14 protein-coding genes are annotated in these 22,573 nt (G+C 57.8%); 6 read left to right on the top strand and 8 right to left on the bottom strand.

Features of this window, described 5'->3' with window-relative positions; translation table 11 throughout:
• Window positions 1-251: 251 nt before the first annotated feature.
• The 5 genes from CPY64_RS09435 to CPY64_RS09415 all read left to right on the top strand — a co-directional run bounded on the left by CPY64_RS09435 (window position 252) and on the right by CPY64_RS09415 (window position 10,994).
• A complete protein-coding gene (locus tag CPY64_RS09435; RefSeq protein ID WP_042481161.1) occupies window positions 252-6,161 on the top strand; it encodes an alpha-2-macroglobulin family protein in 5,910 nt (1,969 codons plus the stop codon).
• The gene (pbpC, locus tag CPY64_RS09430; protein ID WP_042481159.1) at window positions 6,145-8,307 is read left to right on the top strand and encodes a penicillin-binding protein 1C; all 2,163 of its coding nucleotides are present in this window, start codon (window positions 6,145-6,147) and stop codon (window positions 8,305-8,307) included. Before CPY64_RS09435 ends, pbpC begins: the two co-directional genes overlap by 17 nt.
• Window positions 8,308-8,381: 74 nt before the next feature.
• Complete coding sequence (locus tag CPY64_RS09425) at window positions 8,382-8,969, top strand: hypothetical protein (RefSeq protein ID WP_042481156.1); 588 nt, start codon at window positions 8,382-8,384, stop codon at window positions 8,967-8,969.
• 112 nt (window positions 8,970-9,081) lie between these two features.
• Window positions 9,082-9,537, top strand: a complete 456-nt coding sequence (locus tag CPY64_RS09420; protein WP_174435195.1) for a hypothetical protein — start codon at window positions 9,082-9,084, stop codon at window positions 9,535-9,537.
• A 161-nt stretch (window positions 9,538-9,698) separates the two neighbouring features.
• Window positions 9,699-10,994 carry an aspartate carbamoyltransferase gene (locus CPY64_RS09415; protein WP_042481154.1) on the top strand — a complete coding sequence of 432 codons (1,296 nt, stop codon included), beginning with the start codon at window positions 9,699-9,701 and terminating at the stop codon, window positions 10,992-10,994.
• Between the two features lie 183 nt (window positions 10,995-11,177).
• On the opposite strand, the gene CPY64_RS09410 is transcribed toward CPY64_RS09415, so the two are convergent.
• From CPY64_RS09410 to CPY64_RS09390, 5 genes are all read right to left on the bottom strand, one after another.
• Complete coding sequence (locus tag CPY64_RS09410; protein WP_042481150.1) at window positions 11,178-12,698, bottom strand: CoA-acylating methylmalonate-semialdehyde dehydrogenase; 1,521 nt, start codon at window positions 12,696-12,698, stop codon at window positions 11,178-11,180.
• A gap of 79 nt (window positions 12,699-12,777) precedes the next feature.
• Window positions 12,778-14,346: a cation/acetate symporter ActP gene (gene actP / locus CPY64_RS09405; protein WP_042481147.1), complete on the bottom strand. Its 1,569-nt coding sequence runs from the start codon at window positions 14,344-14,346 to the stop codon at window positions 12,778-12,780.
• Complete coding sequence (locus tag CPY64_RS09400) at window positions 14,343-14,660, bottom strand: DUF485 domain-containing protein (protein ID WP_042481144.1); 318 nt, start codon at window positions 14,658-14,660, stop codon at window positions 14,343-14,345. The genes actP and CPY64_RS09400 overlap by 4 nt, the downstream gene beginning before the upstream one ends.
• A 51-nt stretch (window positions 14,661-14,711) precedes the next feature.
• The gene (locus CPY64_RS09395) at window positions 14,712-15,506 is read right to left on the bottom strand and encodes a crotonase/enoyl-CoA hydratase family protein (RefSeq protein ID WP_042481142.1); all 795 of its coding nucleotides are present in this window, start codon (window positions 15,504-15,506) and stop codon (window positions 14,712-14,714) included.
• A gap of 44 nt (window positions 15,507-15,550) precedes the next feature.
• Window positions 15,551-17,158: a long-chain-fatty-acid--CoA ligase gene (locus CPY64_RS09390; protein WP_042481139.1), complete on the bottom strand. Its 1,608-nt coding sequence runs from the start codon at window positions 17,156-17,158 to the stop codon at window positions 15,551-15,553.
• A gap of 114 nt (window positions 17,159-17,272) precedes the next feature.
• Here CPY64_RS09390 and CPY64_RS09385 point away from each other — a divergent pair, with 114 nt between their 5' ends.
• Complete coding sequence (locus CPY64_RS09385) at window positions 17,273-18,325, top strand: AraC family transcriptional regulator (RefSeq protein ID WP_171902897.1); 1,053 nt, start codon at window positions 17,273-17,275, stop codon at window positions 18,323-18,325.
• Between the two features lie 37 nt (window positions 18,326-18,362).
• Here the strand turns inward: CPY64_RS09385 and CPY64_RS09380 are convergent, their stop codons facing one another.
• The 3 genes from CPY64_RS09380 to CPY64_RS09370 all read right to left on the bottom strand — a co-directional run bounded on the left by CPY64_RS09380 (window position 18,363) and on the right by CPY64_RS09370 (window position 22,564).
• The gene (locus tag CPY64_RS09380) at window positions 18,363-19,259 is read right to left on the bottom strand and encodes a recombination-associated protein RdgC (protein ID WP_042481134.1); all 897 of its coding nucleotides are present in this window, start codon (window positions 19,257-19,259) and stop codon (window positions 18,363-18,365) included.
• Window positions 19,260-19,428: 169 nt separating this feature from the next.
• Entirely contained in the window at window positions 19,429-21,102 is a 1,674-nt protein-coding gene (locus CPY64_RS09375) for an MFS transporter (protein WP_042481133.1), read from the bottom strand.
• Between the two features lie 4 nt (window positions 21,103-21,106).
• Window positions 21,107-22,564 carry a sensor histidine kinase gene (locus tag CPY64_RS09370; RefSeq protein ID WP_042481130.1) on the bottom strand — a complete coding sequence of 486 codons (1,458 nt, stop codon included), beginning with the start codon at window positions 22,562-22,564 and terminating at the stop codon, window positions 21,107-21,109.
• Window positions 22,565-22,573: the final 9 nt, after the last annotated feature.

Here is a 22,573-nt window from a genome sequence, read left to right as displayed (position 1 = left end):
GTGTTTCTTATCGTAGTTGATGTCGTCAGTTTGGGGAAAAAAGCAGGGTATTGGTCGCATTTGAAATTTTTGCTTTCAAATGCCATCAACGTTGCTTCAAACCCCTGCCGTGGACATTTAAAGTCCGGTGTCTTTTTCTGTTGCACTTGGTGGCATTCTTTATGCACTTGCGGGGCAGTTCAGACACGCTCAGAGAGACTGATTTCTATTAAACTGGCGCCGAAAATAGCACATTCCATAGGGGAAGAACGATGCATCGCCAGTCTTTGCTGGGTTTGATGTTCTTGCTGGGTGTCAGTAGCGCCCAAGCCATTACGATAAGCAGTTTCTCGCCTCAAGGGGCGACATCTGATTTGCGGGATGTCAAAGTCACCTTTGCCACGCCCGCTGTTCATTTTGGGGATTCGCAATTGCCTGCGCCTGTCCAGGTGCAGTGTGATGATCCCGCGGTAGTCGGTCAAGGCCGTTGGCTTGATTCGCGTCGCTGGATTTATGAATTTGATGAGCGTCCAGGACCAGGCTTGAGTTGTACCGCCGTCGTGTCCAAAAGCTTTCGCAGTATTAATAACGAAGCGATCAGTGGACCGGCTCAATATCGTTTTAATTCCGGTGGTGCCATTCTGGAAAGCAACCGCCCGTATTACAACATTATTGACGAAGACCAGGTCTTTCTATTCAGCTTCAATGCGCCTGTTAATACCGCCTCTTTGGTCAAGAACGGCTATTGCCGGGTAGAGGGTATTGGCGAGCGTATTGGTCTGAAAGCCGTTGAGGGTGCCCAGCGCGACGCCATGGTTCGCGCCGAGTTCTATGTGGACGAGGTCGACGAGCGTTACCAGGCCGTGCAGTGTGCACGCCCCTTGCCAGCGGATGCCACTGTGTCGGTGGTGCTGGAACCGGGCATCATGACCCAGATCGACAATCGTAAGGGCGTCCCGAATACGGATCGCTACACCTACGATTACAACGTGCGTCCCGAATTTACGGCCTCGCTCTCTTGCATGCGCGAGCGCGCAGAAGCGCCTTGCACGCCGGTTGGCAGCTTCGGCGTTCAGTTCTCAGCGCCTGTCGCTTATGAGTACATCAGTCAGATCCGTTTGGAAGCCGGCAAGCAAGTCTGGGAACCCAAGTCTGATAGCGATGAGGCCTGGCAAGATCGTGGCCCCAGCCAATACGTACGTTTCGAAGGCCCTTTCCCTGAAAACGCGAAGCTGACGGTCAAGATTCCGGATAACCTGACTGACGACGCCGGCCGCCGCTTGAAGAACCCGCAAGTTCTGAGCAACGGCATGAGCACCACGACGTACCCGCCGCTGGTGAAGTTTGCGGTGGAGCCTTTCGGGATTGTGGAGCGTTTCGGCCATGCAGACCGCGACGGTTCGGACGATTCCGATCCGCCAGCCATTGGTTTGAACCTGCGTAATGTCGAGCCTGATCTGACGACCGAGCAAATGCTGGTGTCGGCGGGTGAGGTGGGTGCTTTTGCGGTCAAGGATGATCAAGAAGTCCTGGCCTGGTATTCCCGCCTGCGTCAGCTGAACTATTCCTGGAAAGTGAGTGCCGAGCAGTTGCGCGACATGATGGACCCTGGCTTCCGGATCACCGCTCCTGTTGATGAGTACGGTCAACTGGACTTGCGTGGTCAGCCTTTGCTGATCGGCAAAGAGGTCAAGAAGCTGGAACTGCCCGGCATGGATCAAAAAGGTGAGCGTCCTTTTGAGTTGATTGGCGTGCCGCTGAAAGAGCCCGGTTTCCATGTGCTGGAAGTGGCGTCCCCACGTCTGGGTGCTTCCTTGCTGGAATCGGCAGGCACCATGTATGTGCGTAGCTCCGTGCTGGTGACCAACCTGGGCGTGCACATCAAGAAGGGGGGCGATGACCTGCTGGTTTGGGTCACCACCCTGGATGATGCCAAAGTGGTGCCCGGTGCCAAGATCCGTGTCATGAACTGCCGTGGCGAAGAGCTGGTGCAGGGTGAAACGGATAAGGACGGGATGTTCCACCATCCGCAAGCCGTGGATGGCCCCGATTACTGCCAGGACACCGGCTTGTCCGGCTTGTTCGTGACAGCGCGTATCGACAAGAACAACGCCATGGCTCGCGGCAAGGATGATTTCAGCTTCGCCTTGAGCGAGTGGAATTCGGGTATCGAGCCTTGGCGTTTTAACGTCCCCTACAACTGGGGTGGTCGTGATGATCCTGTGGCCCATACGGTCATGGATCGCAGCCTGTTCCGTGCTGGTGAAGTGGTGCACATGAAGCACTACGTACGCGAACGCGTGCGTGACGGTTTCAAGGCTCCCGATCGTTATCCCGACGCCATGATTGTCGAGCATGATGGCAGCGGCAAGCGCATTGAATTGCCCTTGAAGTGGCAGAAGACGGCCGCTGGCAGCGTGTTTGCGCTGACCGACTGGAAGATCCCCAAGGATGCCGAGCTGGGCGTGTACCGCTTGCGTACAGAAGGTGAAAACCAGTACTTCAGCTTTGGCGAATTCCGGGTTGAACAGTTCAAGTTGCCCGTTTTGGGCGGCAGCATCAAGCTGGGTGATGGCCAGGATCGTCCTTATCTGGTCAAGCCTAAAGAGCTGCAAGCTGATCTGCAGCTGAAGTATCTGTCCGGTGGCCCAGCTGACTTCCTGCCCGTGCAGTTGTCGGCCGTCGTCCGTAGCCAGTGGCCATCCTTCAGTGCCTATGACGACTACACCTTTGCGCCTCCCGAGAAAACCGAGCAGTCTGATGCTTCGGATTCCCGTGTTTTCCTGAACAAGAAGCGCTTCCAGCTGGATGCACAAGGTGGTTTGCGTGCCAAGCTGGATGATCTGCCTGCGGTGGATCGTCCTTCCGAATTCCTGGTGGAAGCTACCTTTGCCGATCCGAATGGTGAAATTCAAACCCTTACCCAAACCGTGTCTGTATGGCCTGCTGATGTCGTGGCTGGTCTGCGTGCGGGTAGCTGGTTGGCAGCTGGTTCGTCCACCAAGCTCTCAGCCATTGCGGTGAGCCCAGACGGTAAGCCACTGAAAAATGTGCCTGTGCGTATTGAGGCGGCCAATGTGCAGCGTTTCTCGATCCGCAAACGCATGGTGGGTGGCTTCTACAGCTACGACAATCAGGAACAGCGCGAGGACCTGGGCACGATCTGCGAAGGCCGCAGTGATGATCAAGGTCTGGTGCAGTGTGATGTGAAACTGGAGAAGGGCGGTCAGGTCGAGCTGCGTGCCATTGCACGTGATAGCGAAGGCCGTGAGTCCGTTGCGGCCAGCACCGTCTGGGTTAGCGGCTCTGGCTACCTGTGGTTTGGCGGTCAGAACGATGACCGTATCGACGTCATTCCGGCGAAAAAGACCTGGGCCCCTGGCGAGACGGCCGAGTTCCAGGTGCGCATGCCTTTCCGCGAAGCTACGGCCCTGGTGTCGGTGGAGCGTGAAGGTGTCTTGCAGGCTCAAGTGGTTCAGCTGGAAGGTGACAGTCCTAACGTCAGCGTGGAGATCAAGCCCGAATGGGGGCCGAACGTTTACGTGTCCGTGCTGGTTCTGCGCGGCCGTCTGCGTGAAGTGCCTTGGTACTCCTTCTTTAGCTGGGGCTGGAGTCAGCCTCTGAATTGGTACAAGGCTTACTCGGAAGGCGGTGGCGAATTTGTGGCCCCGACCACGACCGTGGACTTGTCCAAGCCTAGCTATCGTTTTGGTCTGGCCAGCATTGAAGTTAGCAGCCAGCAAGATGCGCTGGATGTGAAAGTGACGACAGACCGCAGCCAGTACGCGATTCGCGAACAGGCCAAAGTTGATATTCAGGTTCTCAAGTCCGATGGCACACCGGCAGCCGGCGCCTCCGTGGCCTTGGCTGCTGTGGATCAGGCCTTGCTGGAACTGAGCCCGAACAATAGCTGGAACCTGCTCAACGCCATGCGTGCCTTGCGCGGCTACAACGTGCAGACCGCCACTGCGCAGTCTGAAATCGTGGGTCGTCGTCACTACGGTCGCAAGGCGGTAGCGGCGGGTGGTGGCGGCGGCAAGAGCCCCACTCGTGAACTGCTGGATACCTTGCTGCTGTGGAAGGGCAATGTGGAGCTGGATGCACAAGGTCGCGCAACCGTGACCGTGCCGCTGAAAGACTCCCTGACCCAGTATCGCATTGTGGCCGTGGCTGATCTGGCAGGTGATCGCTTTGGTAGCGGTTCGGCCCAGATCGTCACCACGCAAGACCTGCAAATCATTTCCGGTTTGCCAGCCATTGCTCGTGAGGGTGATGACTACCAGGCCCAAGTGACACTGCGTAACAGCAGCCCACGTGCCATGACCGTGAAGGTGCAGGCGCAGTACCGTGGAAAAGGCTTGCCCTCGGCAGAGTTGCCTGAGCAAACCGTTGAGCTGGCTTCCGGCTCGGCCAAAGTCGTCTCCTGGCCCATGTCGGTGCCACTGTCCAGCGGTTCGGCCGATTCGCACCAGATGGAGTGGACGGTTGATGCACAGGAAGTTCAGCAGTCCGGTGCTACGGGCAAGGCCGCCAAGGACAGCCTGGCGATCAAGCAGGAAGTCTTTACCGCCACTCCCGTGACGGTTCAGCAGGGAACGCTGGTTGCCGTGGGCATTGAGGAGCCGTTGAACATGTCGGTGCAAGCACCGACTGGTGCCTTGAAGAACGAACAAGGCGTGGTTCAAGGTGGTCTGCAAATGCTGTTCCGTTCCTCCTTGGGTGGTGGTATGGAAGGGGTGCGTGCCTGGTTCGAACGCTATCCTTACAGCTGCTTTGAACAGCAAGCCTCGCGTTTCATGGGCCTGCGTTCTGAAGCCGCTTGGGCCGGCCTGATGCAGCGCATGCCGTCTTATATGGACCAAAATGGCTTGCTGCGTTACTTCCCAAGCAGCTACGGTTGGGGCAGCCGCGTGCTGACCAGCTATATCCTGGACATCAGCTACATTGCGGAATCCATGGGCTTGAACTTCCCCATCCCGGACGGCTTCCGCAACGAGATGCTGCAAGCTCTGGAAAACGTGGTGAATGGTCGTATCCCGAGCATGCAAACGGTTTCTCGCCAGGAGCGGGATATTGAGGTGATTCGTGCGACGGCCGTGTTGGCCAAGTACGACCGTGCACGCGTCAACATGCTGGATTCGGTGGAACTGAACCTGCAAAGCTGGCCCACTGAAATCTTGCTGGCCTGGGTGGATCTGACTCAGCGTTTGCCAGGTATCAAGAAGGCGGAGGAAACACGTAAAGAAGCCATGAATCTGATTCAGGCCCGTCTGGTCAGCCGTGGTACTCGTCTGGTCTTTGGTGAGGACACGCTTAACGGCAGCCCATGGGCCATGACCAGCCGCGTGACCAACCAGGCTCGCCTGATGTTGCTGGCCAATGAGATGCCGGACTGGACCGAGGATATGCCTCGTCTGGCCCAAGGTCTGTTGGCAGAACAGCAACGTGGTGCATGGCGCATGACCACGGAAAACCTCTTGGGTAGTCTGGCCATTGAGCAGTTCAGCCGTCATCACGAACAGAACCCTAGCGGTCAGTCCATGGTGATTCTGGGTTCGGAAACGGCTCAGGTGGTGGATTGGGACATGCTCAAACCTGACGGTCAGGGTGTGCGTTCTTCCAAGATTGACGTGCCTTGGCGCGGTGATCAGGCGGACAACCTGAGTGTTGAGCAAATGGGCGAGGGCAAGGCCTGGATCGAAGTTCGTTCCCTGGCAGCTGTGCCGGTGACCAAGCCTATCGCTGCTGGCTTGAGTATGGAGCGTCATATCGAAGCCGTGGAGCAGGCCAAGCCAGGCGTATGGAGTCGTGGTGACATCATGCGTGTGAAGATCAAGGTCAAGGCTCAAGGTCAGGCAAGCTGGGTCGTTGTATCGGATCCGATTCCTGCCGGTGCCACTATTCTGGGCAGCGGCCTGGGTCGTGACTCTGCCATGGCAACCGCCGGGGAAGAACAATCCGGTCACTGGCCCAGCTTTGTTGAACGCCGCTTTGATGGCTACCGTGCTTACTACGAGCGCTTTGAAGAAGGCACCACGGAAGTCAGCTACACGGTGCGTCTGAATACAGTGGGTCAGTTCGTGCTGCCAGCCAGCCGTGCTGAAGCCCTGTACGAGCCCGATGTGTTTGCCGTCTGGCCTAACGAGCAAGTTCTGGAAGTTGTGGATGCACCAGCCAATTAAAGCAGGATTGCTGGTGTTGGGACTGGCCCTGTGGGCCAGTCCGGGGCAGGCCATGCCCAGCTACAAGGAAGTTCGGCAAGCGTACCGATCTTCCGATGTGCAGGTCCTGGATCGCCAGGGCCAGCTTGTCCAGCGGGTCCGGCTGGACTTTCGTCAACGGCGCGGCGATTGGGTCGCGCTGGAGCAAATTTCTCCGGCTTTGCAAATGGCGGTCTTGATGTCTGAAGACCGCCGTTTTGAATCCCACGGTGGGGTGGACTGGTTGTCAGTCGGCTCCGCTGCCTGGGATGGTTTGTTTGCCGGACGTAGTCGCGGTGCTTCCACCATTACCATGCAGCTGGCCGGCCTGATGGATCAGGATCTGGTCGGTGGTCGTGGTGGGCGCTCGGTCTGGCAAAAGCTGGATCAGGTGGTGGCCGCCCAATCGTTGGAAGATACCTGGACCAAACCGGAAATTCTGGAGGCCTATCTGAATCAGGTGGCTTTCCGGGGTGAGCTGGTCGGGGTGGACGCGATGGCGCGCACCTTGTTTCAAAAGCAGGCCGCCGCGCTGGATGCGCGCGAGTCTGCCATCGCCGCGGTTTTGCTGCGCGGCCCTAATGCCTCGGCCCTGATGGTCGAGCGCCGTGCGTGTGCGACCTTGCAAGAGATGGGACGTGCCGAACAATGTCGAGAATTAACTAATCTGGTGCCGGTGGCCTTGCGCCGAGCCGGACAGGCCCCCTTGGGGCAGGCCCAACTGGCTCCCCATTTTGCCCGTTGGGTTCTGGATCAGAACCCTGAAATCAAAGCCGGTGATAGTGTTCGCACGACCTTGGATACACGCCTGCAAACGCAAGTGCAAGCCAGTATGCGGCGGCACTTGCTGGACTTGCGCACTGCGCGCGTTCAGGACTCTGCGGTGGTGGTGCTGGACAATCACAGCGGGCAGGTTCTGGCCTATGTGGGTTCCAGCGGCGATCTGTCTGAGGCGGCCGAGGTGGACCATGCCCGTTCCTTGCGGCAAGCCGGTTCCACGCTCAAGCCTTTCCTGTATCAGATGGCAATTGAAAGGCGTCTGTTGACGGCGGCCTCCTTGCTGGAGGATTCCCCGTTGAATCTGTCCACCGGCAATGGTCTGTATATCCCGCAAAACTACGACAAGCAGTTTGTGGGCTGGGTCAGTGCGCGCAATGCCCTGGCTTCTTCCCTGAACATTCCTGCCGTCCGTGTCCTGACCATGCTGGGGCCTGCCAACCTGGTGGATCGCTTGCGTGCGCTGGGCCTGAATCTGCGCCAGGATGGCGACTTCTATGGCTATAGCCTGGCCCTGGGTAGCGCGGATGTCACCTTGCTGGAGCTGAGCAATGCCTACCGAGCGCTGGCCAATCTGGGTCAGACGCAAGCGGTGCAAACACGGATGGATCAGCCAGCCGCTCCCTTTCATTCTGTGATGGATGCGGGCGCCAGCTGGATTGTGGGTGATATGTTGTCGGACCGTCAGGCTCGGGTACTGACCTTTGGTCTGGACAGTGCCTTGAGCACGCCATTCTGGAGCGCCGTGAAAACCGGAACCAGTAAGGACATGCGCGATAACTGGGCCTTGGGTTGGACCGAGCACTATACCGTGGGTGTTTGGGTTGGAAATAGTGCCGGTCAAAGTATGCAAGATGTATCAGGTGTCAGTGGGGCAGCACCGATCTGGCACGAGGTCATTTCCATCTTGAATCAGCGCCGTCCCGGTCGTCAAACCCCGATGCCGGCCCAGGTTCAGGTTCGCCAGATTGAGTTTGTGCCCACCCTGGAACCCAGTCGTGAAGAGTTTTTTGTTGATGGCACGCAGACCGATCGTGTGGAATTAAGCGATGTGAATCTGGCCTATGCCGGCCCGGCCCGAATCCGCGAGCCGGTCAATGGCACCATTTTCGCGTTGGACCCGGATATTCCACCGCAAAACCAGCAGCTGCGATTGCTGGCCCAGGGACAGATTACCGAGCCCTTGGTGTGGTGGGTGCAGGGAGTAGAAGCAGGAAAGGGGGCGCAGCTGCGAATTCCATTAGTGCCAGGCACGCTGCGCATTGAATTGAAAACCGAACAAGGTCGCTTGATGGATCAAGTCAGCGTACAAATTAGAGGTGCGCAAATGACAAGCTTTAACAAAGATTAACCGCTTGCACTTTTACATGACTGATACACTGCTATCCTTATTGATTCTTCGTAAAGAGAGGGGGAAACTTCACTATGATGACTTTACGCACACTCGCTCGAATGTTGGCTCCTGTTGGCCTGGTCGCATTGGCCGCTTGTCAGACCGTTCAAGAAAAGCCGAGCGATACAGCTGGTAGCTCCAGCACCGCAACGCAAACAACTCCCTCCACGCCTGCAACGGGCGCTCAGCAGCCTCAGGCTCAAGCGGGTGCCGAGCAGCAAGCTGCACCTGTACAGATCTTCCTGGCTGATACTCAGGAACAAGCCGGTTGGGCTCGCGTCGATGTACAGCCTAATGGTGTCCTGTTTGTGAATCCGCGTGCCGTCGTCGTGCGTCAGGATCTGGTTGGCGTGCAAGCCGGTACCAACGACAGCAAAGAAGGTTTGCTGGCCCTGGATCTGACCCCAGAAGCTGCCCAGCGTCTGCTGCAAGTGACGACTCAGTTCCCCAAAAAGCGTCTGGCTCTGGTTGTGGGTGACACCATGCTGGCTGCCCCCGCTTACGGCTCGCCCGTTAAAGATGGCCGCCTGATTTTCATGGTGGGTACGGAAGCCAATGCCTTGGCTGCTGCGCGTGCCATTGCCGGTCCGGAAGCAACACAAACCAACGGCAAGAAGTAAGCCTGGCTTGCTGCATTAACGCTGTCCTGGTTCTGGGTTCACCCATGCCCGGCTTTTTGAAAAATGCGGTGGGTGCAAACCCGCCGCTCTTGTTAATAACAGGAAAGTCGGTATGGTGACCCCTCCAGGCAGTCTTGCTTTTTATGTTCTCTCTTTTCGGGTTCTGATCGGCCTGCATGGGGCCGCGCTGCTGTTCATCATGTTGATGGGCACTGGAGCGATCGGATCCGTTTTTGTCCCCGCTTTTTTGCGTCTGCCCCTGTTCGTCTTTCTGATGGGGCTGGTCTCGGCGTTTCTGGCCTTGTGCTGGAGCCATTGGACCCTGGCGTGGCACAGTTCCAAAGCAGGGCGTCGCTGGGCCTGGATCCCCGGTTTCTGTTCAGCCTTCTTTCTGGCCTTGAGCCTGGCGCTTTTTGTGATCGGCGTCTGGGGCACGTTAGGCCTGGCTGATTTTGCCTACCAGCATAGCGAGTGGCTAAGCTCCGGTCAGCAGGATTACGAGGGCTTCATGGTGCCCAATGATGATCAGGCCGCGCCTTACAACATGCCGTATCGGCAGCATCCTTAAGCTTCGTTCCCATTTGGCGGTGAGTCTGGGCAGCAGAGACTCTGGCCTGCTGCGTAGACTGTCGTTGTATTTTCTGCAATAGCCTCAATTTCTTCTCGCTTTTTTATCGCTTGCGGTCTTAGAATGTGCGCATTGCGTATATTTCATAAGCGAGAGCTGATATGGCCGTCTCCCAACAAGTTTTTTTGCGTGATGCAATGCGTCGCCTGAACCTGACTCGTGACGTTTTTGCGGCACGTATTGGGGTGAAGCGTCGCGCACTGGACACCTGGCTGCTGCCTGAAGGCTCTTTGGAGTCGCGGGCCATGCCGGAAGTGGTGCAGCGTTTTGTCACGGAAATCGTGGAAAACGAAGCGTTGCTGAGCAAGTATGCGCAAAGCGCACAGTCCGGTCCTTTGCGTGACCGTATCGCCACCGGCGGCAAGCATCAGCTCTTGTCCGTAGACCAGTTCACCCGTGAAACCGTGGAAGAGCTTTGCAGCTTGGCCGACATCATGCAGCCCATCGCCCGCCGTCAAAAAGTGTCGCGCGTGCTGGAAGGTGCTGTGCTGGGTAACCTGTTTTTTGAAGCCTCGACCCGTACTCGCGTCAGCTTCGGCTCGGCCTTTTGCCGCCTGGGTGGTTCGGTGTGTGACACCACCGGCTTTACCTTTTCCTCCATGGCCAAAGGCGAGTCCATTTACGACACCAGCCGCGTCATGAGCGGCTATGTGGATGCCATGGTGATCCGTCACCCCGAGCAAGGCTCGGTCGCGGAATTTGCGCGTGCCACCAATATTCCTGTGGTGAACGGTGGTGACGGCGCGGGCGAACACCCCAGCCAGGCGCTGCTGGATCTGTACACCATCAGCACGGAGTTCTCCCGTCTGGGCAAGTTGCTGGATGGCGCACATATTGCCCTGGTGGGTGACCTGAAGTATGGCCGAACTGTGCACTCCCTGATCAAGTTGCTGGGCATGTACCGTGGCCTGAAATTCACCCTGATTTCGCCTCCCGGCCTGGAAATGCCTGAGCACATTGTGGAGCAGGTCGCCAAGCAAGGTAAGCACGTGATCGAGCAGACGACCTCCCTGGAAAAAGGTTTGCCCGGTGTGGATGTGATTTACGCCACACGTGTGCAAAAGGAGCGCTTCGAAGAAGGGCAGGACGGCAGCTTTACCGCCGACTTCCAGGTCAATAAGGCCATTATCGACCGCTGCTGCGGCCCCGATGTGATCGTGATGCACCCGCTGCCACGCGACAGCCGCGAAGGCGCGCATGACCTGAGCGTGGATTTGAACCACGACCCGCGTCTGGCCATCTTCCGTCAGGCTGACAACGGTATCCCCGTGCGTATGGCGATCTTTGCCGTGCTGCTGGGTGTGGAAACGCTGGTGCAGCATTCCATGCGCGACGTGACCTGGGATCCTCCATCGCATATCGGTCCCGATGATGCGGTTTTCCACGGCATGTATTAAGCCGGGCAGGTGACAGCGTTAATTACGCGTCAGCATTAAAAAAAGCCGGGGCTCTGATTCAGAGCCCCGGCTTTTTTTTCATTGATAAAAGTGCGTTGTCAGTCTGCTGGGGAGCAGACTGATAGCGATAGGTCAAGCTGCATTTTCGCTTGGAGACGAAGAGTCAGCCCGGCCAGTCCACTTTTACTTGGACGTAGGCATGGCAAATTCCGCACCCTTGGAGATGCTTTCCGGCCAGCGCTGCATGATGGATTTCTGGCGGGTGTAAAAGCGCACGCCTTCCTCACCGTAGGCGTGCATATCGCCAAACAGGCTCTTCTTCCAGCCACCAAAACCGTGCCAGGCCATAGGGACAGGAATAGGTACGTTGATACCGACCATACCCACGTGGATGCGGCGGCCAAATTCACGGGCCACGTTACCGTCACTGGTAAAGCAAGCCACACCGTTGCCGAACTGGTGCTTGTTGATCAGTTCAATGGCGCTGGCCAGATCCGGTACGCGTACGCAGCACAGCACAGGGCCAAAGATTTCATCCTGATAGACGCTCATCTCGGGGGTGACGTGATCGAACAGGGTGCCACCCATCCAGAAGCCGTTCTCGCAACCTTCACCGGCTTTGGCGCCGTCAAAGTGACGGCCGTCCACCAGCAGTTTGGCGCCTTCTTGTACACCTTTGTCGATGCAGCTGCTGATACGTTCGCGTGCTTGCTGCGTCACGATGGGGCCCATTTCGGCGGCGGCGTTAGTGCCGTTCAGAATCTTCAGGCTGCGAGTGCGTTCTTCCAGCTTGGGCAGGATGCGCTCGGCAGAGTCACCCACCAGCACGGCCACCGAGATGGCCATGCAACGTTCGCCTGCCGAGCCGTAGGCGGCACCGATCAGGGCGTCCACGGTCAGGTCGATGTCGGCGTCAGGCATGACGACCAAGTGATTCTTGGCACCGCCCAGAGCCTGGACGCGCTTGCCACCGATAGCGCCCATTTCATAAATGCGGTTGGCAATCGGGGTGGAACCCACAAAGGACACGGCTTGCACGTCCTGATGGTTGACCAGGGCCTCAACTGCGTCTTTATCACCTTGCACCACGTTGAACACGCCATCGGGCAGACCGGCTTTTTTCAGCAGCTCGGCAATGAACAGGCTGGGGCTGGGGTCGATCGGGCTGGGTTTCAGCACAAAGGTGTTACCCGCGGCGATGGCAACGGGGAACATCCACATGGGCACCATGACCGGGAAGTTGAACGGGGTGATGCCCGCGACGACACCCAGGGGCTGGCGCATGGTCCAGTTGTCGATATTGGTGCTGACCTGCTCGGTGAAATCGCCTTTGAGCAGCTGAGGAATGCCGCAAGCAAATTCCACAATTTCAATACCGCGAGTGACTTCGCCCATTGCATCGGACAGAACCTTGCCATGCTCGGCTGTAATCATGGCTGCCAGCTTTTCCTTGTTCTCGTTGAGCAAGGCCAAAAAGTTGAACAGCACGCGGGCGCGGCGTAGCGGTGGAGTGTCGGCCCAGGCGGGGAAAGCAGCCTGGGCGCTGGCCACAGCGGCGTCAATATCTTGCTGGCTACCCAGTTTGACTTTGGCGCTGACCTGGCCGGTGGCCGGGTTGTACACCGGTTGAGTACGTGTACCGGCGCCAGCCTGCTGGCCACCTCCGATGTAGTGAGCAATTTCGGGGGTGTTTAACTCTGTCATGGTGATGCTCCTGCTGGGATGAATTAAAACAAGGGGCGGTAACCCGATCGGGCTGGCCTACCGCCAGAGTACCAAGTACCTAGTGAGACACAGCGGCGATACCGACTGCAGTTTCAGCGCGAACCTGCTGGGCGTCAAACCCGTCACGGTCTGTGCTGGCGCGGCGGCTGCTGTCCAGTTTCGATACAAAGTAGATCATGAAGAATGCCAAAGGCATGGAAATCAGGGTGGGGAAGTCGTAGGGGAATACGGCTTCGGAAAAGCCCAGAATGCGGACCCAGACGGCTGGCGACAAGATCACCAGACCCAGGGCCACAAGCAGGCCGCTCAAACCGCCATAAATGGCGCCACGAGTGGTCATGCCGCGCCAGTACATGGACATCAGCAAGACCGGGAAGTTGGCCGAGGCGGCAATACTGAAGGCCAGGGCAACCAGGAACGCGACGTTCTGGTCACGGAACAGCAGGCCCAGGAAAATGGCGATAACACCGATACCGATCGAGGCCAGACGGTTGACGCGCATGGCTTGCGAGGGTGTGACATCATCGCGGCGGATGACTTTGGCATACAGGTCATGGGCAACTGCCGAGGCGCCGGCCAGGGTCAAACCACTGACTACGGCCAGAATCGTGGCAAAGGACACGGCAGCCAGCAAACCAAACAGCAGGTTGCCACCCAAAGCCGTTGCCAGGTGCATGATGGGCATGTTCGAACCACCCAGCACCATGCCGCCTACCTTGCCGTCCACATAGAACTCGGGGTGATTGGGCAGGATGGCCATGGCAGCCAGACCCAGGAAGCAGATCACCACAAAGAAGACGCCCATCAGACCCGTGGCCACAAAGACCGATTTACGGGCCGCGCGTGCATCGGGCACGGTGAAAAAGCGCATCATGATGTGGGGCAGACCAGCAATGCCAAACACCAGCGAAACCGCCAGAGACAGACCCGAGAATGGATCGGCCATCAGCTTCCAAGGGCCTTTCATGGCGGCGCCAGCCTGATGGTGTTCAGCTGCTGCACTGACCAGAGCGGAAAAGTCGAAGTTGAAGTAGTACAGGGCCAGGCCAGCCATCAGGAAGCCATTGCCCATCATCAAAATAGCCTTGATGATTTGCACCCAGGTGGTTGCCACCATGCCGCCCACCACCACGTACACCATCATGAGCAAGCCCACGGCCACCACGGCATAGGTGTAGTCGATGCCAAACAGCAACTGCACCAGTTGTCCGGCCCCGACCATTTGCACGATCAGGTAGAACAGCACCACCGTCAGTGAACTGATTGCGGTAAAGATGCGGGTGCTGCGTTCATCCAGGCGGTAGGACACGATATCGCTCAGGGTGTAGCGGCCCAGATTGCGCAAGCGTTCGGCAATCAGAAACATGATGACCGGCCAGCCCATGAAGGCGCAGACCGCATACAGCAGCGAGTCAAAGCCATTGGTAAAGGCCAGGGACGAAATGCCCAGCAAAGTGGCGGCGGACATGTAGTCACCCACAATGGCCAGGCCATTTTGCGTGCCGGTAATGCCGCCCCCGGCGGTGTAAAAGTCCGAACTGGAGCGAGTGCGCGACGAGGCCCAATAGGTGATGCCCAGGGTAACCAGGACAAAAGCCGCAAAGATCAGAATGGCTTGTGTATTCATGGGCGTACCTTTGTCAGTACTCGCTCGCACAGCGGGTCAAAGCGGGTATTGGCGACGTGGATGTACACGCCAGTTAATAACCAGGACACAAAAATCAGTCCCACCCCGTACACCATGCCACTGTTGACAGCTCCTCCACTGCCCAGGTCATGGGTTAGAACGCCAGGCCAGAAAATGGCCGTCACGATGAACAGGCCCGTCAGCCCCAGGCAGATGCCGGCGCAGGCAAATGCCAGACGCCGACGCTGCGACTTGAGTTGCTCATATTCCTGTAGTCCGGCTAGTTTCCGGCTTAACTCTTGATGCGACAGCATGGTTTTGTCTCCGTATTGTTGTGATTACTGCCCATGTCCGCCTGGCCGATATTATTTGGTCGGCTTCACTTTATGAGCTTTCTTATTAACAAACTCGCCCAAGCGTTCTTGAACATCCCGCCCGGTCTGTACTACTGCTGCCATCAAGCCCTCGGCAAAGAGGCCGTCGGTGGCAGACATATCGGCAATGCGGCTGATCGAGCTGACAATGGCGTAGTTCGACAAGATGGCATTGCCTGCAATGCGCTGGGCCAGTTCCAGGCTCAGCTCATAGGCTGTTTTGGGGTTGGCTTCGTTGTTGCATACGTAATGCGCCAGCCCCAGTCGCTCTCCTTCCACGGCATCGAGCACCCGACCTGTCAGCATCAGTTCGATCATGCGGTTGGGAGAAATGATTTTTGCGGTGCGAACGGTAGCGCCACCGCCGGTAAAGATGCCGCGTGTGCCTTCAGGCAGGGCAAAGAAGGTGCTGCTGTCGGCCACGCGAATGTGCGCTGCGCTGGCCAGTTCCAGACCGCCGCCCACGACCGCGCCCTGCAGGCAGGCAATCACCGGGATGCCGCCGTGTTCGATCTTGTCAAAAGCACGGTGCCAGCTTTGGCAGACGCGCAGAAAATCCACGGCGCCGCGTTCCTTGTCATGGTGTTCCTTCAGGTCCAGGCCCGCGCAGAAATGGTCGCCTTCTGCCTTCATCAGAATGACCCGGATGTGCTCGGGAATACTGGAGAAGTAGGCATCAATTTCAGCAATGGCATCTTCATCCAGGGCGTTGCGCTTGTGCGCCTTGTTCAACGTGACAATTCCGATGTTGTCCAACTCGGTGGTGAGCAGGAAAGGGGCGGCCATAAAAAACTCCTTGTGTTACGTAAATGCGAAGGCAGTGGTGCAAATCAGCTGGGATCGGTTTGATCCGCCAGCATTTTGCGCAATGCCATTTTTTGAATCTTTCCAGTTGCCGTCATGGGCATCTGGTCGATGAAAATTACTTTGTCGGGTACGGACCAGCGGGTGACGCGGTCCTGATAGCGCTCCAGCATGTGGGCCTCGTCCAGCTCAGCGCCTTCGCGTGGCACCACGAACAGCACGGGGCGTTCGCCCCATTTGTCGTCGGCCTGGGCGATGCAGGCAGCCAGCTCAACCAAAGGCTCTTCCATGGCGATGTTCTCGATCTCGATCGAGGAGATCCATTCGCCGCCGGACTTGATCACATCCTTGCTGCGGTCGGTAATGTAGACGTAGCCGTCGGCATCGATGGAGCCTACGTCGCCCGTGCGGAACCAGCCGTTTTCACTGGCCAGGTCGGGTTTGCCGTAATAGCGGTCCATGATCCAGTTGCCCTGGATCAGCAGGTGGCCGCTGCTTTTGCCATCGCGTGGCAGGGTATTGCCCTCGTCGTCGACGGTTTTCAGGCGTGCGCCGAACAGGGCGCGGCCTTGCGAGGCCAGCACGTGCTGTTTCTGGGCTTCGGGCAAGTCCTTGTGTTTGGGCAGCAATTGGCACACCGTGCCCAGCGGCGAGGTTTCCGTCATGCCCCAGGCGTGGCGCACGGTAATGCCGTAGCCCGCCCAGGCTGCGATCATATTGGGTGGGCAAGCTGAGCCACCGATCAGAATGCGGCCCAGGGTGCTGAATTGCTTGCCATTGGCTTTGGCATAGTCCAGCACGGTTTTCCATATGGTGGGTACACCGGCAGATAAGGTGACGCCAGCGCGTTCGCACAGGGAATAAATGCGCTCGCCTTGAAGGTTGGCACCGGGCAGCACCAGCTTGGCACCGGACATCAGGCCCGAGTAAGGCAGGCCCCAGGCATTGACGTGAAACATGGGGACCAAAGGCATGACGGCGTCAGCGCTGGCAATGCACAGTGCGTTCGGGTGGGCCGAGGCGTAGGCATGCAAGAGAGTGGAGCGATGGGTGTACAGCGCGCCTTTGGGATCGCCCGTGGTGCCAGAGGTGTAGCACAGGCCGCTGGCGGTATTCTCGTCAAACACGGGCCATTCAAAGCCCGTCGTGTCGTTGCCCAGCCAACCTTCGTATTCGTCGGCCAAAGGGCCTTGAGTCTGACTGCCCATGCGTACCCACTGCTTGACGGTGGGGCAGTGGTCGCGCAGATAGCTGACCATTTCTTCGAAATGTTCGTCGTAGAACATCACCGTGTCTTGGGCATCATTGATGATGAAGGCAATTTGCTCGCGCGTCAGACGCGGGTTCACGGTGTGACAGATCAGACCGATGCCCGAGGTGGCGTAGTAAATTTCCAGGTGGCGGTAGGTGTTCCATGCCAATGTCGCCACGCGTTCGCCGGGCTGCAGACCTTCGCGGCGCAGTCCCAGAGCCAGATCCTGAACCCGGTGGGCAAATTCAAGATAGCTGTAGCGATGAAGCTCGCCATTATCCAAAGCGGTAACAATCTCCTGCTCAGGGTTATTCTCTACGGCGTGGGTGAGAATTGAACTGATGAGCAAGGGCATATGCATCATATTTCCAGTGCCTAACATGGTGATGTCTCCTTGTATTATGTGTGTCAGCATAGGATGGTTTAGCACCTTACCCAATAGCGAATACTGACGTCGAATATGCAAAAAGTGACAATCTTTGAGAGGTCATAGGAAATGAATGCTTTGCCCGGCACGCTCCCGGTGCCCATTGATGCAGCCCATACCGCCACCGTGGCGCTGGATCTGGTGCAGGACTGGTTTCACAGCCTGCGCACCAGCTATTCCGAAGAGGTGCTGGATCACTGCCTGAAGCAGGCGGGCATCGTGAAAGACTTTATTGATCGGCCCGGCGCTCGTTTGACGCGTGATCAATTAGTGCGCCTGTATCAGGAAAGCGCTAGGAAAACGGGCGATGAGATGATGGGTTTCTGGACTCGGCCCATACGCGCCGGGGCCTTGAAATACATTGTGCGTACCGTGCGGGATGCGCCGTCCATCAATGTGGCCTTGTATCGCTTCACCCAGTTCTGGAATTTGCTGCTGGATGATTTCAGCCTGAACCTGATACGCACGGATAAAGAATTGGGTATTGAACTGGTGCCGCGCTACCCCACCGCCTATGTGCATCGTTTTGGTCATGCTCTGATGCTGAAACTGACACACGGGATTGTGTCCTGGCTGATGGGGCGCGAGGTGCCCGTGCAGCAAGTGGCCTTTGCGTTTCCGCGGCCGGCTTTTGCGGCGGACTACTCGGTGCTGTTTCCGGCTTCAGTCAGTTTTGATGCGCCGTACTCGCACATCTTGTTCGGGGCGGAGCTGGGCCAGGTGCGTCCGCAACGCACTCAGGTAGAGGCCAGGGCCTTTCTGGAACGGGCGCCGCGTGACTGGATTTTTACCTCCTATCACGAGCACGCCTTGCGCTTGAAAGTGCGGGAGATTCTGCATACCGATTTGGGCCACACCTTGCAGGACGTGTCCGGCAAATTGCATATGTCGGCGCGCACGCTGATACGCAGGCTGCAAGAGGAAGGCCTGTCGTTTCAGGGGATCAAGGATGAGTTGCGCCGAGATTTGGCGATTTTTAAATTGTTGCGCAAGGATATGTCGCTGGCTGAAATTGCTTACGCATTGAAGTTCAGTTCGCCAGCGACATTTCACCGGGCTTTCCGTCATTGGACGGGCATGACGCCCGGTGTGTATCGCGCCGCCCAGCAGGAGCTGGCCTGAAGGGCGGCCCTAGCCGGGTTTGAGCCCGGCCTGGCCTTTACTTGCGTTCGCCGCCCAGGACTTCGACCAGATCGCTGATCATCTTGGCCAGTTCGGAGGTCATCAAGGTCATGTCGGCATCAAAGATTTCGTCATCGTTGACGGCCGTCACATCTTGTTTTTCAGTCAGGATGTCCAGCGGGGCCACGCGTTTGACGTCCAGCGCATCGGTCAGCACAAAGCTGATGCGATCCGCCCAGGTCATGGCCAAACGAGTGCATTGCTTGCCGGCTTCAACGTGCTTGCGCACTTCGTCAATGTCGGCGCTTTGCTTTACGTAGCGCACAGCAGCACCGCTGTCACCTGTGGAGCGCAGCTCGGTGTCCTGGTCGACCGTGAAGTTGGCCAGTTGCTCTTCGTCTACCAGCCAGGAGGTCATGGCCGCACCAGGCGATTGCTCGGTGTACAGAGGCTGCACGGGGAAGGGTTCCACGCTCTTGGCCAGCAGGCCCAGCACTTCGTCACTCTTGGCCGTGGCCGCGGCATCGATGGCCAGCCAGTGGTTGCGCGTATCCAGCCACACACGGGTGTCGCGCGAGACGGCGAAGGCACGCGGCATCAAGTCCACAATGACTTGTTCCTTGATTTCCTTCATTTGCTTGCGGCCGGGTTTGTAGCCTTGCTGCTCTTCGATATCACGAGCCTTTTCACGAGCGACCTGATTGATCACGGTGGTGGGCAGCAGCTTCTTTTCGGCGCGCAGGGCGATCAGATACTGACCGTTGACTTCATGCACCAGGGCATTGTTCTCGCGTGGGCTGACCCAGCCCAGGCTTAGCGGTTCCTGGCTGGAACCAGGGGTGAAGCTGTGTTTGGAAAGAGCTTCTTCCAGCTCTTCGGCGGAACATACCCAGTCGGGGGAGAGGCGATAGATGCGTAGATTCTTAAACCACATGGATACGAAGATAAATAAACAGAAGAAAAGGGGCGGGCGTTAAAGCCCGAGGCAATGTTCGATTGTACGCGCAGATCTTCCTGTGTCGCCCCGCCATTTACGGACCCTTGCATTTGCTTGACAGGGGGCGGGAAATGACAGGCGCAAGGCGTTTTGATGCCTGAGCTTGCTAACGATTGATGTCGTTGTGGCGGGTTTCGCGAACAAAGGGCGCACCAATCGCCACAGTTACCAGACAGACCAGAATCGGGTACCACAAACCATCATAAATATTGCCAGTGACGGCAATCATGGCAAAGGACAGGGTGGGCAAAAAGCCCCCGAACCAGCCATTGCCAATGTGATAGGGCAGACTCATGGAGGTGTAGCGGATGCGGATCGGGAACATCTCCACCAGCATGGCCGCAATGGGGCCATAGACTGCCGTAACCAACGCCACCAGATAGGTCAGCAGGACCACCAGCATCACTTTATTGATCTGCTCCGGGTCTGCGCCATCCGGGTAGCCGTACTGGCGCATGGTCTGGGTAAGCTCATTGCGCAGCTCTTGTGAATGCCGGGCAAAATCGGCACGGCTCAGATGGCCGCCTTCAAAGCCATCAATCACATGATCGCCAATGCGGACCTGGGCCACTTGGCCGGGCGTGCCCTTGACGTTGTTGTAGCTGACCGCATGGCTGGCCATATAGGACTTCACGATATCGCAAGAGCTGGTGAAGGTGTGGCTGCCTACCGGATTGAACTGGAAGGAACAGCTGGCCGGGTCGGTAATGACGGTGACGGGCGCGTTGCGTTGTGCCTGAACCAAGGCGGGGTTGGCGAAATAGGCCAGGCCCTGAAAGACCGGGTAGTAGGTCAGGGCGGCCAATAAACAGCCCGTCAGAATGATGGGTTTGCGCCCGATTTGGTCCGAGAGCCAGCCAAAAAAGATAAATAGCGGAGTGGCCAGCAGCAGTGAAATCACCATCAAGGTTTGTGCCAGCGTGGCGTGCAAACCCAGCATTTGCGTGATGAAGAACAGGGCGTAAAACTGCCCCGTGTACCAGACCACGCCTTGGCCTGCGGTCAGCCCGAACAGGGCCAGCAAGGCGATGCGCAGATTTGCCCAGCGCCCAAAGGATTCGGTAATGGGCGAGGTCGACAGCGTGCCTTCGTCCTTGATGTGCTGGAAGGCTGGGGACTCTTTCAGGTTCATCCGTATCCAGACGGAAATTGCCAGCAGCAGCACGGAAATCAGAAAGGGAATGCGCCAGCCCCAAACAACAAACGCCTCTTCGCCGACCAGACTGCGTATGCCCATGATGACCAGCAGGGACAGCAGCAAGCCGACCGACGCGGTAGTCTGAATCCAGCTGGTGTAAAAGCCGCGACGGTGCTGGGGGGCGTACTCGGCCACATAGGTGGCGGCACCGCCATACTCGCCACCCATGGCCAGCCCTTGCAGCAGACGCAGGACGATCAACATGATGGGGGCGGCAATTCCGATGGCTTCATAGCTGGGTAGTACACCGACTAAAAAGGTGGACAGTCCCATCAGCAAAATGGTGATCAGAAAGGTGTACTTGCGGCCCACCCGATCGCCAATGCGGCCAAAGAGCAGCGCGCCAAAGGGGCGTACGGCAAAGCCGGCGGCAAAGGCCAGCAGCGCAAAGATGAAGCCAGCCGTCGGGTTAACAGCCGAAAAGAAGTGTTGCGCCAGAATGGCGGCCATGGAGCCGTACAGGTAGAAGTCGTACCACTCGAACATGGTGCCCAGGGCGGAGGCAAAAATAACCTTACGGCCTTGAGCATCCAGCTTGTTCTTGGCTTTGGGGATGGCAGCACTGGTGATTGTCTGGGGCATGTGTTCAGGCTCTCCAAGGCAAAGACAGTGGGAAACTGACACGTAGGCGCAAGCCGCTTTCCTGGCCCCCGGTCAGTGGCATGAAGTCGATGGAGGCACCGTGAATCTCGGCAATCTCCCGCACAATGGCCAGTCCCAGACCACTGCCGTCCGCCTGGTTGCCCATGATGCGATAAAAACGGTCAAAAATCCGAGCCTTGTGTTCGGCGGGAATGCCGGGGCCGTTGTCTTCAATTTCCAGCCAGGCCTTGTCTTGCGCCTGGCCGGTACGCATGGTGATCCAGCCACCCGCCGGGGTATAGATCAGGGCGTTATCCAGCAGATTGTTGATCAGCTCATCGAGCAGGACCGGGTCAGCCTGCAAGAGGATGGCCTTGCTAGTGTTTTCCAGGCCCAGATCCAGCCCAAGCTTCAAGGCATCCGGTACCCGCTGGCCCACATGCAATTCAGTCAGCGTGTTCAGGTCCAGGGTTTGCTTGGTGGGGGCATACAGGGCATCGCTGCTCTCGGCACGAGCCAAGGCCAGCATTTGGGTGACCAGGCGCGTGGCGCGGTCAGTGCCGCGTACCAGTTGCTGCAAGCTGGCTTCGGTCTGCTTGGGGTCGCGTTCACGCAGGGCCAGTTCAGCCTGGGTGCGTATCCCCGCCAGCGGCGTTTTCAACTGGTGGGCTGCATTGGCCACAAACTGTCTTTGAGTCGCTGAAAACTGCGCCTGCTGGGCTAGTAGCCCATTCATGGCATCAATCAGTGGGACGATTTCGGCAGGTGCCTGCTCCTGATCCACCGGCGACAAGTCACCGGGCGCACGAGCTCGCAGGCGCGCTTGCAGCAGGTTCAGCGGCTCCAAGCCATGTGTCAACCCCAGGCCCGCCAGCATGGCCGCCAGCGGGACCAGAATGAATTGCGGTGTCAGCATCCCGATCAGAATTTCTCTGTGTAGCACCGCTCTATGTTCGTTGGTTTCGGCGGCAACCGCCAGAAAGGGCGTGTTGTTTTTGTCCTTGCCGCCCCAGACATAGGCCAGCCGCAAGCTTTGATCGTCCAGAACAACGTCACGGTAGCGCAGCAGGTCAGTGTCATATCCCCAACTGTCGGGAACCGGCAAATTGGCATTGCCGGCCAAAGGGTCGCCATTGGCATCGCGGATTTGCCACAGCGTGGGCGTAGGACTTTCCTGGCGCAAGATTGTCTGTGCCCCGTGGGACAAATGAATGGGTTGGCTCAGATCCTGGTGGCTGATTTCCACCCTCAACAAGTCCAGGTGATCGCGCAAGGTGCGGTCGTAGGGGGAATTTGCAATGTGCTGGGCGATGAAATAGGTAATGACAATGCCCACCGTCCACAGCAAAAACAAAGGCCCGAAAATCCAGATCATGATTTTGTGGATGAGCGGGCGCGGTGCAACGCGCTTGCCTTTGGCCGGCGCGGCAGTGTTCTTGGGCGGGGGTGTAGCGTGCTGCATGGACGATCC

The sequence above is a fragment of the Alcaligenes faecalis genome (genome assembly GCF_002443155.1).
Taxonomy (GTDB): Bacteria; Pseudomonadota; Gammaproteobacteria; order Burkholderiales; family Burkholderiaceae_B; genus Alcaligenes; species Alcaligenes faecalis.
This window is presented reverse-complemented; position numbering and strand designations above follow the sequence as displayed.

Excerpts from the sequence above, each read along its gene's own strand:
- CPY64_RS09395 (WP_042481142.1), bottom strand. The coding sequence starts at position 15,506 with ATGGCCGCCCCTTTCCTGCTCACCACCGAGTTGGACAACATCGGAATT.
- CPY64_RS09420 (WP_174435195.1), top strand. The coding sequence starts at position 9,082 with ATGGTGACCCCTCCAGGCAGTCTTGCTTTTTATGTTCTCTCTTTTCGG.
- CPY64_RS09370 (WP_042481130.1), bottom strand. The coding sequence starts at position 22,564 with ATGCAGCACGCTACACCCCCGCCCAAGAACACTGCCGCGCCGGCCAAA.
- CPY64_RS09415 (WP_042481154.1), top strand. The coding sequence starts at position 9,699 with ATGGCCGTCTCCCAACAAGTTTTTTTGCGTGATGCAATGCGTCGCCTG.
- CPY64_RS09425 (WP_042481156.1), top strand. The coding sequence starts at position 8,382 with ATGATGACTTTACGCACACTCGCTCGAATGTTGGCTCCTGTTGGCCTG.
- CPY64_RS09435 (WP_042481161.1), top strand. The coding sequence starts at position 252 with ATGCATCGCCAGTCTTTGCTGGGTTTGATGTTCTTGCTGGGTGTCAGT.
- actP (WP_042481147.1), bottom strand. The coding sequence starts at position 14,346 with ATGAATACACAAGCCATTCTGATCTTTGCGGCTTTTGTCCTGGTTACC.
- CPY64_RS09400 (WP_042481144.1), bottom strand. The coding sequence starts at position 14,660 with ATGCTGTCGCATCAAGAGTTAAGCCGGAAACTAGCCGGACTACAGGAA.
- pbpC (WP_042481159.1), top strand. The coding sequence starts at position 6,145 with ATGCACCAGCCAATTAAAGCAGGATTGCTGGTGTTGGGACTGGCCCTG.
- CPY64_RS09385 (WP_171902897.1), top strand. The coding sequence starts at position 17,273 with ATGAATGCTTTGCCCGGCACGCTCCCGGTGCCCATTGATGCAGCCCAT.
- CPY64_RS09380 (WP_042481134.1), bottom strand. The coding sequence starts at position 19,259 with ATGTGGTTTAAGAATCTACGCATCTATCGCCTCTCCCCCGACTGGGTA.
- CPY64_RS09390 (WP_042481139.1), bottom strand. The coding sequence starts at position 17,158 with ATGTTAGGCACTGGAAATATGATGCATATGCCCTTGCTCATCAGTTCA.
- CPY64_RS09375 (WP_042481133.1), bottom strand. The coding sequence starts at position 21,102 with ATGCCCCAGACAATCACCAGTGCTGCCATCCCCAAAGCCAAGAACAAG.
- CPY64_RS09410 (WP_042481150.1), bottom strand. The coding sequence starts at position 12,698 with ATGACAGAGTTAAACACCCCCGAAATTGCTCACTACATCGGAGGTGGC.